This window comes from Nonomuraea sp. NPDC059194 (assembly GCF_042754765.1).
GTDB lineage: Bacteria > Actinomycetota > Actinomycetes > Streptosporangiales > Streptosporangiaceae > Nonomuraea.
This window is the reverse complement of the sequence record NZ_JBHZBH010000047.1, coordinates 1-12909: the sequence shown is the minus strand read 5'-3', so window position 1 is coordinate 12909 and position 12909 is coordinate 1. Positions and strand designations below refer to the sequence as shown.

Here is a 12909-nt window from a genome sequence, read left to right as displayed (position 1 = left end):
CGCATATCAGGAGGGATACAAGTGAGCGCGACCGCGGGTCAGGCGCAGGGCGAGCGCGGCCTGGCCGAACGACTCGGCCTCAAGCCGAGTCAGGTGGTGCAGGAGATCGGTTGGGACGAGGACAGCGACGAAGAGCTGCGCGAGTCCATCGAGAGCCTCACCGGCACCGAGCTTCTAGACGAGGAGACCGACGAGGTCGCCGACGTGGTGCTGCTGTGGTGGCGCGACGGCGACGGCGACCTGTTCGACGCTCTGAGCGATGCGATGCGATCTCTGGCCGAGGCGGGCCAGATCTGGCTCCTGACTCCCAAGGCCGGCAGAGAAGGCCACGTGGAGCCGAGCGACATCGGGGAGGACGCCGCCACGGCGGGCCTGTCGCAGACCAGCAGCATCTCCGCGGCACCCGATTGGTCGGGGACCAGGCTCGTGGCGCCCAAGGGCCGTCGCTAGTCAGACGTAGACGCCTGCCGCCTGCCGTACGACCGGGAAGGTCGTACGGCAGGATGGATCGCATGGCTCCCGACTTCGAACTGCCCGACCAGCACGGCACCCCGGTCAGGCTGTCCAGCCTGCGGGGCAGGCGGGTGCTGTTGATCTTCTATCCGCTGGCCTTCAGCGGCGTGTGCCGGAGCGAGCTCGGCCAGGTGCGCGACGAACTCATCCCGCAGCTGCCCGCCGACGTCGAGGTGCTGTCGGTCTCCGTCGACTCCATGTTCACCCACCGCGCGTGGGCCGAGCAGGAGGGGTACGAGTTTCCGCTGCTATCCGACTTCTGGCCCCATGGACAGGTCGCCGAGGCGTACGGTGTGTTCGATGAGACGAAAGGGCTCGCCAAGCGCGGGACCTTCCTCATCGACGGCGAGGGCGTGATCAGGTGGTCGGTCGTCAACCCGATCTCCGCGCCGCGCGACGTCGCCGACTATCTCAAAGCATTGTCCTGACTGTCGTATCGGAGGACACCATGCCCTGCTACCGGTGCGGGGCCCGGCAGACCGACCCGGTTCGCGGAGCGAGCCCGTGGCGGCGTGGGGTGCGCGGCGAGATCCAGGTGCTCATCTGCCCTGACTGCCAGCGCGTCCACGACCTCGAACTCGACCTGTGCGAATCCTGCGGCTCCACGTCGCTCATCTGCCGGCTCGGCGAAGTCGAGTGCCGCGCCTGCGGTTCGGTACGGCTCGCGCGGCTCACGGCGCCCGCCGGATCGCAGCCGCCCCCGGGCCTGGCCGACGAGGTCGAAGCGGCCCTCAACAGAGTGCTGGGTCTTTCCCGACAATAGGGTGCGCTATCGTTCATAGCCGTTGACCTGCCACCCGCCTTTCAGGATGACCGCTATGAGTTCCTACGTTGTCGCGCTCGATGTCGGCGGCACGTCCATGAAGGGCGGCCTCGTCAGCGAGAACGGCCAGGTGCTGGTCACCGACCGGCGCGCCACGCCGCGCGCCGAGGGGCCTGACGCCGTCGTCACCGCCATCCGCGAGTTCATCGCCGACCTCGCCGCCCGCGGCGGCGAGGGCCTGGCCGGAGTCGGCCTGGCCGTCCCGGGGCTCGTCACAGCCACCAGCGCCGTCTACGCGGCCAACCTCGGCTGGCGCGATGTGCCCGCGCAGGCCTTCGTCGACATGGACGTGCCCGTCATGCTCGGCCACGACGTCCGCACCGGCGGGCTCGCCGAGAGCGTGCTCGGCGCCGGACGCGGCGTGTCCGACTTCCTGTTCCTGCCCATCGGCACCGGCATCGCCGGCGCCATGATCTTCAACGGCCGGCCGTACGGCGGGGCCGAGGGCTGGGGCGGCGAGATCGGCCACATCCCCGTCTTCCCCGACGGCGAGCCCTGCGCCTGCGGGCAGCTCGGCTGCCTGGAGACCTACGCCTCGGCGGCCTCCGTCGGACGGCGCTACAGCGAGCGCTCAGGCGTGCCAGGGGTCAAGGCCGAGGAGGTCGTCGCCTCCGACGACCCGGTGGCCATCGAGGTGTGGGACGAGGCCGTGGAAGCGCTCTCGCTGGCGCTGGCAACGTACACGCTCCTGCTCGACCCCTCGCTCATCGTCCTGGGCGGCGGGCTGGCCGAGGCGGGTCCCGCGCTGTTCGACCCGGTACGCACCAGGCTGGTCAAGCGCCTCGCCTTCCGCGACGCGCCGCCGCTGGTTCCGGCGTCGCTGGGGGTGAACGCGGGCATGCTGGGCGCGGCCCTGCTGGGCTGGACCGCTGCCGGACGGCCTTCGGCGGGGGCCGGGTGGACAATGGATGTGCGATCGGCGCCTGTGGTGTCGTAAGGTGTAGTGCCGATCAGGGGCGGTTAGCTCAGCGGTAGAGCACTCGCCTTACAAGCGAGGGGTCACTGGTTCGATACCAGTACCGCCCACCAGCGAAAACGCCCCGTTTCCGATCTCGGAAACGGGGCGTGAGTGACTAAGTGAGTGACTAACTCCCGAAGATCCGGTCCATGGCCTCGGCTCCCTGCATGATCACTGGGCGGATCTGGTGACGGTAGACGGTCTCGGTCACCACCGTGTTGGAGTGGCCGACCAGGCGTGAGATGTCCTCGATCGGTACGCCCGAGTCCGACAGGACTGACACGAAGCTGTGCCGCAGCTCGCGTGGTGACCACTCCCGACCGGTGAGCCCCGCCGCCTCGACCACCTTTCGGAAGTCCCGCCGCACGTTGTGCGCGGTTACGGGCGTTCCTGTCCTCGTGCAGAAGACGAGATCGGTGTCCTGCCATCGCTTGCCCGCCTTCTCGCGGGCAGTCTGCTGCACCTCCCAGAGCAGTCGAAGTGCGTCCACGCAGCGACGGGGCAGCTTGAGGGAGCGCCGAGACTTCACGGTCTTTGTGTCGCCCTTCTGGCGGACGGACCGCCACACGTAGATCGCGAACTCTTGGTGATCCCATCCCGCCTCGGCCACCGGTACCCATGCCTGGCGCCCTTCGTCGTAGGTGACGACGTGCGACCAGAACAGCGCCCGCAGTTCCTCGGTCCGAGCGCCGATCAGCAGCGAAAGCACGATGTACGCCCGCATGCGCTCGCCGCCCTTCTCGGCCTCGGTGAGGACTGACAGGGCTTGGGGCAGCGTGAGTGCCTTGGAAGGCCGTCCCGCGCGACCGTCCGGGATGTCGCAGAGATCAACGACGTTCCGCTTCACCATGTCGCGTCGCATTGCGCTCTTGACGGAGCGGTTGAGGAGGCCGTGGATCAGCTTGAGCGACCGGGTGCCAAGCTCGTCGGTCTTGCTCGCCAGCCAGCGGTCGATGTCTTCCACGGAGAGGTCACGCAGCTTGCGCGCGCCGAGCGCCGGGATCACGTGCTTGTCGGCGTACGTGTGGTACCTCGTGACCGTGGAGGGAGAACGACCGCTCAGGCCGTGCTCCAGCCAGTAGCGGACCGCGTTGGCCACCGTGTAGGTGGCCGGTGCGATGGCCAGGCCGTCCTCGTAGTCGCGGATGATGTCCTTGAGCTTGTTCTTGGCTTCGGTCTTAGTCTTGCCGCTGGCCTTCTTGACGATGCGCTTCCCGGCAGGGTTGTAACCGATGGTGACGCTGGCGATCCAGCGCTGGCGCATTTCGTCCCAGTGGAGGCCGCCGTCTCCTCTGCTGCGTCGTTCCGTCATGATGCCTCCTGTTCGAGCAGGGCGATGTAGTCGTCTATGGCTGAGGCCGGGATGAGTCGGGTCCGGCCTTGGGTGACCGAGCGCAGGCGGCCCGATCGGATGAGTTCGTAGATCACGCTGCGGCTCAGGCTGAGCAGGCGCATGGCATCGCAGACGCGGTAGAGCCGCCGTTCGTCGAGCGGTGTGGGTGGTGTCATCCGTCCTCCCGCTCTGCCTGGATGTGCCGGGCGGTCTGGACGCGTTGGCGGATGTGTTCGGCCATGATCGCTTCGCCGGGGGTGTAGCCGATTCCGGCGAACCGCCAGTGGCCGAGGACGAGCGTCGTGGAGTCGCCGAGAGCGGGCAGGCCGTGGCGTTCGCGGGCATCGGCGGCGCGGTGGGCGGCGCGGGCATTGCGCAGGTCGGCGAGGTTGAGCGAGTAGGCGCGGCTCTTGCTGGAGAAGTGGCCGCGGAAGCCGAGCATGTGCGCCCACGGGCGGAGCCGTAGCGCCTTGAACTCCGGGCGTGCGCCGAGGTTCCAGCAGGTACGGATCATGCGACGGGCGTGGTCGGTGACGGGGAGGGCGTCGAGGGTGAGGCCGGGTTTGAGACCGGTGCCGTGGCAGTGGCCGCAGGCGGCCATCAGGCTTAGCCGTCCGCGTCCGGCGCAGGCTCGGCAGGACAGGCGGTGGTCGATGGTGCCGGAGGCTTCGGCGCCCTTGGTGGCGTACTTGGCGATATAGGAGGCGACGGCTCGTTCGCTGAGCCCGTCGGCGCTGGGATCGAGCAGGATGGGGCGGATGTCGAGTTGGTCGCCCCAGATGAGGTCCCACCGGCCGAGATCGCTCGGCGGTGTGGTCACGGTGACCTGCCTGACGGCGGGCGGGATGGCCTGGACGAGCAGGTGGTGGTCTGCCCAGTCGGGTGGCGGCTCGTAGGCTCCGGCATGGCCGTCCAGGCGGATGATGGCGTGGAAGTGGATCAGACCGCGTCGTTGGTACTCGGCGACCTTGGCGAAGGACACCTTGACGTGCTGGGCGAAGGCGCGGCGGGTCATCCCGGTCTGGTTGGCGAGCTCTTGCCGGATGGCCAGGGTGAAGCGGTGCCACAGCGCGCCCGCATGTGCCTGCCAGAGGACCGCACCTGGGTAGTCGTAGCAGTCGGGGCAGATCGGTTGGCCGAGTCGTTCGTCGTGGGGCTCGTGCCGCAGGTGGCAGCCGACCGGCCGCCCGTGCTCGCACAGCATGCCGTGCTTGCGAGGGCGGCAGGCGCGATCGTCGCGGTGGGAATGGACGGGGCCGAAGGAAGGGGCGGTCAGGGTGACGAACGCCCGGGGGTGAGCGCTCACGGTCTCGGGTACGCCTTTGCCGCCCGTCAGGCCCGCCCGGATGAGGTGGAAGGTGTCGGCCTGGTAGGTCTGTGAGCAGGCCGGGCATACCGAGGCCCGCCGGTTGCCGCAGGCCACCAGGAGATGTCCTGCGGGTTCGGCGTCGGTCGTGTAGGCGTGCAGGATCTCACCCGTTCCCGCGTCCACGATCGTCGACTGTCCGGCCAAGTGCACTGGGTGGGCGCATCCGCCGGTCGCTGCCACCATGGACTGCCACCGCTTGTAGTCGGGCGCGTTGACCAGGCGGACTAGATCGGTCATCCACTCGGTGTCGGATGGCTGATCGTCGCGTTGTTCCTCCTTGCTCATAGGGCACCACCTCCTTCGCGTGACTACTTGTAGTACAGGTTGACAGACATGGCGCTTGCTCGTCAACCTGTAGTACAAGTAGTAGTGAGGTTTTACCGAGAAAGGCAACCATGGAGATCACCACCGACGACAAGGACGCCCGCTGGCGCGTCATCGCCACCGACCTACGAGCCGCCATCCTGGACGGCCGCTATCCCCCCGGCGGCGCACTGCCCAGCGAACCCGAACTCGTCAGGAAGTACGACGTCTCCCGCCCCACCGTCCGCAAGGCCATCGACACCCTCGTCTCCGAAGGGCTGGCCTACGTCATGCGCGGACGCGGCTCCTTCGTCCGCCCCATGCCCGAACGCCGAACCATCCTCATCACCGACCAGAACCGGCCCGACCTCGCCGCCCCCGGCAACCACCCCGACGTCCAAGCGTTCGGCTGGGACCTCGCCCAACGAGACCGCGAATCCGAGACCCCGCTCTTCACCGGCGAGAAGGCCACCGCCAACCGCGACGTCGCGATCATGCTCAGCGTCCGGCCCGGCCACCCGATCATCCACCGCCGCAGCATGTGGCACCGAGGCCATACCGCCGTCATCCACGGCGCATCGGCCCGCCTGGAGATCAACTCCTACACCAACGCCGACATGCTCCCCGACTGGGACGACCCCAAGCGCCACGCCCAGTACCGCAAGCGCCCCGGCTTCTTCTACCAGTCACTTATCCGCGAACACGGCCCCGTCCGATGGATGACCATCACCACCGCCCGCATCGCCTACGAAGACGAACGCACCGCACTCGGCATGGACTACGCCGAAGCCGTCCTCATCATCCGCCGCACGATGGCCCACGCCAACGGCCATCCGATCGAGGTCACTGAGGTCAAGGCCCCTGCCAACCGCTACGAGATCGGTTACCACCGCGAACTTGCCGACAACCCCGAAGCCCACTTCACCCCGCAGGAACTCAGCAACAACGGCATAGACCTCGTGATCTAGGCATCGCCATACAGCTTTCGCCTGTATCGATCAATCCTGGGTGCTGATGTCTGAACTCACTTGATGCTTGACGCTTTGGCATCGGATGATGCTTGACACTCCTAGCCGATCTTTCGCTTCTTAGTATGCGCCTGGGACTTGATCCGGGTGATCTCCTGGGTGGTGGTCCGAGGGACGATGCGGATGGGTTCGCCGTTGTCGTGGATGGTGATGTGGGTGTCGTCGACGGTCACTTCCAGGATCTTGCGGGCGTGGATGCGGCCCACCTGGATCTTCTGCCCGACGACTTGGAAGCCGCCGCGGCTGGAGACCACCCGCTGGACGGTCACCGGCTCGGTGGGCGAGACGGGTGGTGGTCCGGCTTGCCGTGCCCCGCGTAGGCCGACGCATTCGGTGAGGGTGAGCGGGCAGGCCACCGCGCGCAGCAGCAGCCGTTGATCGTTCATGACCTGGGCGGTGATGCCGTCCAGGCGCAGGGTGACCCGCTGGCCGGCCAGGTGCGCGCCGATGCACAACGCTCGGCTGGACAGGCTGACCGTGCCGATCGAGCTGACCAGCCGGTCGATCTCAACAGCCGCCAGGTCGGCGGTGGTGTCGGTGGGGACGGGGTCGATCCGGGCCGGTCGGGCCTGCCCCGAGGCGACCAGAGCGGCCAGGTCCTTGACGCTCAGCCGGGAGGCCACGCTCTTGAGCCTGCCGCCGCTGGTGGTGAACACGTGCAGGCGTTGGGTGCTGATCCACAAGGTGATCGGCATGCCCGCCCGGTCTGGGCCGAGCCAGATCTGTTGCCCGCCGATCGAGAGGTTCCCCGAGTCGGGCACGATCCGATCGACCTCGATCGCCTGGCGCGACAGCGGGTCGAGGGCAGGCGTGATGATCGGCTCGGGTAGTGGGAGTGGTTCGGGCTGCGGGGCGAGTGGCGCCGGTGACGAGTTGGTGACGGGGGTCAAGCTGGCCGGCAGACGCAGCGGCATCGCCTGTTCGGCCTGTTGCCGGCGGCTGTCGTGGACGGAGTGGAAGCGGTCGGTGGGGAAGGCCATGTCCAGCGCTTGATGCGGGCGGGCGGTGTTGTAGCGCTCGACGAACGCATCCACCGCCTCCTGCGCGGCTTCCAGGCCGCCGAATGGTAGCGCGCCCGCCAGCAGGTCGCGGCGCACGGTCTGATGGAAGCGTTCGATCTTGCCAGTGGTCGTCGGCGTGCGCGGCGCGGTGTGCCGCAACGTGATGCCGTTCTCCCGGCAGATGCGCTCGAACAGCACCTCACCGGCCTTCGGCCCGCCAAAGCGGGCGGTGAACTGCTTGCCGTTGTCGGTCAGCACCTCCAGCGGCACCCCGTAGGCGCGCATCGCTTCGGCGAAGGCGGCACAGACCAGCCGCCCCGTCGGACGAAGCACTACCGAGGCGATGACGCAGAAGCGGGAATGGTCGTCCACACCGGTGATCAGCTTGGCCTCGCTGCCGTCGGCCAGCAGCAGCCCGCCCATGATGTCCATCTGCCACAGTTGCATCGGGCCGGGCCGCTCCCAGCGCACGTAATCTTCCCGCTTGCGTCTGCGCGTGCGCGGGCTGATCAGGCCGTTGCGCACCAGAACGCGGTAGATGCTGGCCCGGGACGGAACCGGCTGCACCCCACGCCGGGCCAACTCCCAGCCCAGCGTGCGTGGCCCCCACCCCGGGTGGGCACGTCGTAGCTCGCAGATCATCGCCTCGATTGCCGCCGACGTCTGCATCGGATGCGCGTTGACCCGATGCGAACGATCAGCCAGTGCGCCCAGCCCGCCCTCGCGATAGCGGCGCACCCAGGTATGCACCGACTGCCGCGACACCCCATACCGGGCCGCCACGTCGGTGACCTTCGCTCCTGACAAGACCTCGATCACCGCGTGATAGCGCTGTTCCACGACGCTCAACTCCACCAACGCCACCCGAGCCTCCCCCGAAGCGCCGATAACGCCACGAGCAGGCACAGAAGACGATCAAGGTGTCAAGCATCAAGCGAGGCCAGAGTGTCAACCATCAAGCGAGACAGGACAATCCTGGGTGCTGAACTGGCTCAGAGTTTCTTTACTGGTTCAAGGGCTCGCTCCGCTCGCCACGCCGCCGCCCGCGCCGGGCGGCCTGCGCGCCGGGCGTGCGGCCTTGGGGGCCGGTCCCGGCGCGCACCGCCCCCGCTCCTGGCGGCGTGACGATCAACGGCGACCGGGTCCATGATCAGAGACCTCGGGCAAGGCCATCTGGAAAGCCGAAGAAGCTTCGCTCTCGTGCATCTCCGTCGTCTTCATGCATGAGGGCGGTACTAGCGATCACGTAGTCGCGAGAACCTGCGGAATCCAGCCACCAACAGCGTCGGCTCGTCAAAGGTTCAAGCCCTGCCGCGATCTGGACCTCGGCGTTCTCGTGCGCCTCGGCAACCTCGATGTTCAGCCCTTGGTACGTGGCACGTAGCCGTACCGCATCCACCCCTCTGAAACAGAGGTCGAGCCGCGAGCGACTCTCGCCCCCGTACTTCATGCTCCGTAGGAGGAGCACGGAGTGTGACACGAGGTAGGCCCACACAGTGAAGTCGCGATCCGAGGCGTAGGACTCCACGTGCTGAACACCTGTCATGGGCTCTCCTGCTCGATCGAAAAGCGCGGCGGAGGCAGTGTCCGATCGATCGTGTGAGAGCTCTGGCACTGCGGTCAAAGCGCGATGGGCCGGTAGGCCAAAGCTTCATCGACGACCTGCTGCGCGGTAGGTGCAGGCACTTTCGGCCAGAAGATCAGATCGGAGAGATGCCCTGAAGGGCATACCAGCGAGCGGGCTAGTGCCTCCAGCAAAAGTTCTGCTTCTCGTTCGTCGGCATAGTCGACGTCCATGATCCGCTGTACTGCGGCAACGGCTTCCGCACGACTCAGACTGCCTGGTTCCGCATGCTCAGCCATGATCCGCTCCAGAGCGATCAAACAACGATGCTGGCAGCCTATAGACCTTGAAGATCGTGAGGACGGCCCAGTGCCGTTCCGCCACCGGCCCCCACCGCTACGCGGCCCCTGCGGGGTGCTTCGCATGGGCGCCGGCCGCTGCACTCCGAAGACGCATGGATCACGGGCTGAGGTTCGTACCCCCCGCCCCCGACACCGCATTGTTCGTGTCCCTCGGTCGGCGTCAACTCCGTCTGCGTGCCATGGACGCAGGCCGCGTGGAAGCCGCAGGGCAGCGGTATCGGAAGACGGAGTGGACACCTCGGTCGGGCCACACAATCTTGCAGCTATCGGGGGCGGGGGGAGGAATGGGCCGTGGGAAGAACCGGCCCACGACCAGCGGCGCGACGGCCCAGTTCGTTCGACGGCGGTGCTCATGGGAGCACCGCCAGGTGAACGCACTCTGAGCAAGCCCGGCCCGCTGTGGGCGAGAACGGCATCGACCAGCCGCACACCGGCAACGGGTACACCGGCTCCCCGCACAAGCTGATCTTCGTGTCGACTGGTACGGCGTGCTGCACCGATTGCCGTCCAGCACCGGACAGCCCGAGCCGGTAACCGTCGCCGGGATGGCTGAGGCCCGGTTCCATGCCGTACACGAGTAGGTCATCCCAGTGAACCGGCCAACGCCGGACACCGCCCGGCAGCTCACCGGCCCTTGCATCGAGCTCGAACAGAGCCAGGGTGCCGTTGCGCAGGACCATGACCACGGTTCCACGCTGACTGATCAGCCACGCGCCAGAGGCACGGGTCCGGGCTGGACTGTGCAGCAAGTCCACGATCTTGGCCCGCACCCCCAACATGTGCCGAGGCGATGTCACCTCGGTGCCTTGCTCGCGATTCCCACGTCATCAGATACGGCCGACAGCGGTCGTTTCTCCCGCAGGTCGGCGTACCGGAAGGCGACCCGTCGAGCGGCCCGTGATGGATCTATGGCGGGATGGCGGGCGTACACGGCACGCTTGCGCCGCTCGTCCCACCCCGACCGCCACCAGAACCACTCGCCGTCGCACCACACCACCAGCCCGACCCAGACGGAGACGAGCGCCATGCCGTACCCGTCATGCGTGTCCGCCGGTATGTCGTGCTCTCGCAGCAGTGCGTCGCGCAGTATGTCTGCCGATAGCACTGCTTGTGACTCCTTGCCGTTCCTGGGCACGGCAGTAATCTGGTTCTGCATCGTTGACGCCCCAAAGCTCTCGATGCGTTCTGGACCCCCGTTGTGGGCGGTGTTCCAGCACCGTGCTCCCATGGCGGGGGTCCTACTTAGTCCCCCACTTTAGGGGGGCTAAAGTCGAGAGTAGAACCTGGCCTTAGCCCTCGCAATAGGGGGGCTAAAACCGGCTCTCGTCAGTCGCTGAGGAGGCATTGCCCGGATGGATCTGAAGACGCTGAGGGAAGTCGCCCAGATGAGCGACCCCGTGGAACGAGCCCGCATCCTCAGTCGGCTCATGACCGAGGAACAGGGTTTGGTCACCGAAGCGGCGAAGACGCGACGCCAGGCGATCGCCGAGGCACGCGAGTCCGGCATGAGCCTGGAAGAGATCGCCGGGCGCCTGGGCGTGTCTCCTGGCCGCATCTCGCAGATGAGGAGAGGACCCGCCGCCCGCGCACCCGAAGGCCCGGCGTCTCCGGCACCCAGGGTGCTGGTCCAGCGAGCCTTGCCGACCGAGCCAGCCGTACGCGGCTCGAAGTCACTCTTCCTCGCAGAGGCCGAGCGGCAGGGGCTCAAGGCCGACCGGCGGATGCTGTACGTCGGACTGGAGCCCGCCAGTGATCATGTAGCGGCTTGCCTCCGTGTCGAGCCGGGCGCGGAGATCGTCGCGAGACGCAAGATGATGCTGGCCAACGACGTGCCGGTGAGGATCGCGACCAGCTACTTTCGCGCCGATCTGTTCGGCGATACCAGGCTGGCTGAGCCCGAGTTTGTGCAGCCGTCGTTGCAGTCCGCCTTGACCGCCCTGGGCTACACGTTCGGTCACGCGGAGGAGAATCTGACCGCCAGGCCGCCGACACCGTTCGAGCGGGAGACGCTGGAGCTTGAGCCCAGCGAGTGGATCGTCCAGGTGCTCCGGGCGAGCTACTCCACCGAGGGCACGCCCATCCACGTCCTGGAGACGATCTGCGCCGCCAACCGGCACATCTTCCCGGTCGGCCAGGTCTCCGGATACGACGAATTCTGAGCAGCCCTATGGTCTTCGAGCACACGTACACAGAAGGCGCCGTGGTGGTGCGCGGAGCAATTGTCAAATCCTGTGTATCGATGAGTGCGGTCGGATTTCCCAGGTCGGCCGTTGGAGCTGATCGTTGTACACGATGATGTCGGCGTGGTCGGTTGGGCGGGCTGTGGCGAAGTAGAGCTGTTGGGAGGGGATATAGCGGTTACGCCAGGACCGTTCGATTTCGGCGGTGTCGGCGGTGGAACCGGCCAGCGCTGTGATTCGGTCCCGAGCGCGATCTACCGTCTGCTCGAATGGGATGGAAACGAAGATGCGCAGGTCCCACCGGTCGATGAGTTCTGGGCGCAGGAGGAAGACGCCGTCGAAGAGCAGTACGGCGTCTGCGGGGGCGGTCGTGGCCGGCGGGGACGATGGGGTGTCGGTGTCTCTGTCGTAGACCGTGTGTTGGAACCTTCGGTCTCCGCCTGGGCCCAGCGGATCGAGCAGGACCCGGCACAGCGCGGCGTGGTCGTGGGCGTCGAAGTAGCAGCCTTCGGCCGAGTACTGGCCGCGTCGGTAGCGCTGTGCACGGGGGAAGAGGAAGTCGTCGATGGTCGCGCGGATGACGTCGCGGTCCTGCGCGCGCAGGTCGACGGCGAGCTCGTCGGCCAGCGTGGTCTTGCCGGCGGCGGGCGGCCCGTCGATGGCGACCCGCAGCGGGTGCGCGGTCGTGACGGACCTGATCGCCTCGGCCAGCCGGCTGATGAGCTCGCCGCGGGTGCCTTGGTCCATTACTGCCTCTCTCACGGTGTCTCTGTTTAGCACCGCACGTCAGGCGAATTCTCTCTCGGATCGCCTTGGGGCCGCCTGGGCTTGCCGAATGCGTGGACATCCTTGATCGACGGCGCAGCATGAAGGACGCGTATAGGCGGCCACGTCGATGACTACGATCTGTCGCCGGAGCCGTCAGTCGTAGCCGAGGCACCTGATGGTGTGACCCTTGGCACTCTCTCGCCGGGTCTACTCGCTGGATCCAGTGCGCCCGCGTTCAACGACGGCGCAGACCAGCGCCCCGAGCATCATGCCGATACCGGCCTTGAGTGCTGTATCGATCTTTCCGGGCTCAAGGCCGAAATAGAAGTAGCGGCCAATCGACCAGCGAGTCAATCCAACAAGCGCGTGGTCGCGTCCTCGGAGCGGTGTAAAAGGCTCAACGAGGTAGGTGCCGTGGGTTGATCTTAGGCGGCTGCTGTTTTAGGTGTCGAGTCGGACGGTGTGGCGGTGGCCGAGCGGAGTTGGGTGGGCGGTTGGAGCAGGGCCCGGCGCAGATCCTGCAGGGTGCGCAGGCCTTTGGAGGTCATGGTGAAGCCGCGCCAGCCGCGGGCGGCGCGGTCCAGGACCGCCCAGACCAGAGAGACGCAGGAGGTCTCGCCAGGGAAGCGGCCGATGACCTTGACGCGGCGGCGGGTCTCGCCGAAGGTGCGCTCGATGAAGTTGGAGTGGCGGATGCGCTTGTGGTG

15 protein-coding genes and 1 tRNA gene are annotated in these 12909 nt (G+C 67.2%); 7 read left to right on the top strand and 9 right to left on the bottom strand.

The genetic code is table 11. The features are described 5' to 3' along the window. The first annotated feature begins 21 nt into the window (after window positions 1-21). The 5 genes from ACFXJ8_RS37495 to ACFXJ8_RS37475 all read left to right on the top strand — a co-directional run bounded on the left by ACFXJ8_RS37495 (window position 22) and on the right by ACFXJ8_RS37475 (window position 2365). Window positions 22-450: a DUF3052 domain-containing protein gene (locus tag ACFXJ8_RS37495; protein WP_379649264.1), complete on the top strand. Its 429-nt coding sequence runs from the start codon at window positions 22-24 to the stop codon at window positions 448-450. 53 nt (window positions 451-503) lie between these two features. Continuing rightward, window positions 504-941, top strand: a complete 438-nt coding sequence (locus ACFXJ8_RS37490; RefSeq protein WP_379649262.1) for a peroxiredoxin — start codon at window positions 504-506, stop codon at window positions 939-941. 20 nt (window positions 942-961) lie between these two features. After that, complete coding sequence (locus tag ACFXJ8_RS37485; RefSeq protein WP_379649260.1) at window positions 962-1276, top strand: hypothetical protein; 315 nt, start codon at window positions 962-964, stop codon at window positions 1274-1276. Between the two features lie 55 nt (window positions 1277-1331). After that, the gene (locus tag ACFXJ8_RS37480; protein ID WP_379649258.1) at window positions 1332-2273 is read left to right on the top strand and encodes an ROK family protein; all 942 of its coding nucleotides are present in this window, start codon (window positions 1332-1334) and stop codon (window positions 2271-2273) included. Between the two features lie 17 nt (window positions 2274-2290). Continuing rightward, a tRNA-Val gene (locus ACFXJ8_RS37475) sits at window positions 2291-2365 on the top strand. Window positions 2366-2421: 56 nt separating this feature from the next. Here ACFXJ8_RS37475 and xerC read toward each other — a convergent pair. The 3 genes from xerC to ACFXJ8_RS37460 are packed head-to-tail and all read right to left on the bottom strand — an operon-like array spanning window position 2422 to window position 5281. Continuing rightward, window positions 2422-3606, bottom strand: a complete 1185-nt coding sequence (gene xerC / locus ACFXJ8_RS37470; RefSeq protein WP_379649257.1) for a tyrosine recombinase XerC — start codon at window positions 3604-3606, stop codon at window positions 2422-2424. Then, window positions 3603-3803: a helix-turn-helix domain-containing protein gene (locus ACFXJ8_RS37465; RefSeq protein ID WP_379649255.1), complete on the bottom strand. Its 201-nt coding sequence runs from the start codon at window positions 3801-3803 to the stop codon at window positions 3603-3605. Before ACFXJ8_RS37465 ends, xerC begins: the two co-directional genes overlap by 4 nt. Further along, window positions 3800-5281 (bottom strand): replication initiator, encoded by a 1482-nt coding sequence (locus ACFXJ8_RS37460; RefSeq protein ID WP_379649253.1) that lies wholly within the window; start codon window positions 5279-5281, stop codon window positions 3800-3802. The genes ACFXJ8_RS37465 and ACFXJ8_RS37460 overlap by 4 nt, the downstream gene beginning before the upstream one ends. A gap of 110 nt (window positions 5282-5391) precedes the next feature. Here ACFXJ8_RS37460 and ACFXJ8_RS37455 point away from each other — a divergent pair, with 110 nt between their 5' ends. After that, entirely contained in the window at window positions 5392-6267 is an 876-nt protein-coding gene (locus ACFXJ8_RS37455; protein ID WP_379649251.1) for a GntR family transcriptional regulator, read from the top strand. A gap of 101 nt (window positions 6268-6368) precedes the next feature. On the opposite strand, the gene ACFXJ8_RS37450 is transcribed toward ACFXJ8_RS37455, so the two are convergent. From ACFXJ8_RS37450 to ACFXJ8_RS37435, 4 genes are all read right to left on the bottom strand, one after another. Further along, the gene (locus ACFXJ8_RS37450; RefSeq protein WP_379649348.1) at window positions 6369-8177 is read right to left on the bottom strand and encodes an IS481 family transposase; all 1809 of its coding nucleotides are present in this window, start codon (window positions 8175-8177) and stop codon (window positions 6369-6371) included. 771 nt (window positions 8178-8948) lie between these two features. Beyond that, the gene (locus tag ACFXJ8_RS37445; RefSeq protein ID WP_379649249.1) at window positions 8949-9212 is read right to left on the bottom strand and encodes a hypothetical protein; all 264 of its coding nucleotides are present in this window, start codon (window positions 9210-9212) and stop codon (window positions 8949-8951) included. A gap of 392 nt (window positions 9213-9604) precedes the next feature. Beyond that, window positions 9605-9940 carry a hypothetical protein gene (locus tag ACFXJ8_RS37440; RefSeq protein WP_379649247.1) on the bottom strand — a complete coding sequence of 112 codons (336 nt, stop codon included), beginning with the start codon at window positions 9938-9940 and terminating at the stop codon, window positions 9605-9607. 107 nt (window positions 9941-10047) lie between these two features. Then, window positions 10048-10359 (bottom strand): hypothetical protein, encoded by a 312-nt coding sequence (locus ACFXJ8_RS37435; RefSeq protein WP_379649245.1) that lies wholly within the window; start codon window positions 10357-10359, stop codon window positions 10048-10050. A gap of 247 nt (window positions 10360-10606) precedes the next feature. Between ACFXJ8_RS37435 and ACFXJ8_RS37430 the strand changes: the two genes are divergently transcribed. After that, entirely contained in the window at window positions 10607-11413 is an 807-nt protein-coding gene (locus tag ACFXJ8_RS37430; RefSeq protein ID WP_379649244.1) for a UTRA domain-containing protein, read from the top strand. A 63-nt stretch (window positions 11414-11476) separates the two neighbouring features. Here ACFXJ8_RS37430 and ACFXJ8_RS37425 read toward each other — a convergent pair whose 3' ends face one another. Both ACFXJ8_RS37425 and ACFXJ8_RS37420 read right to left on the bottom strand, forming a co-directional pair. Further along, entirely contained in the window at window positions 11477-12181 is a 705-nt protein-coding gene (locus ACFXJ8_RS37425; protein ID WP_379649242.1) for a cytidylate kinase family protein, read from the bottom strand. A gap of 446 nt (window positions 12182-12627) precedes the next feature. After that, on the bottom strand, window positions 12628-12909 hold a 282-nt coding region (locus tag ACFXJ8_RS37420), incomplete at its 5' end, for a transposase (protein ID WP_379649240.1).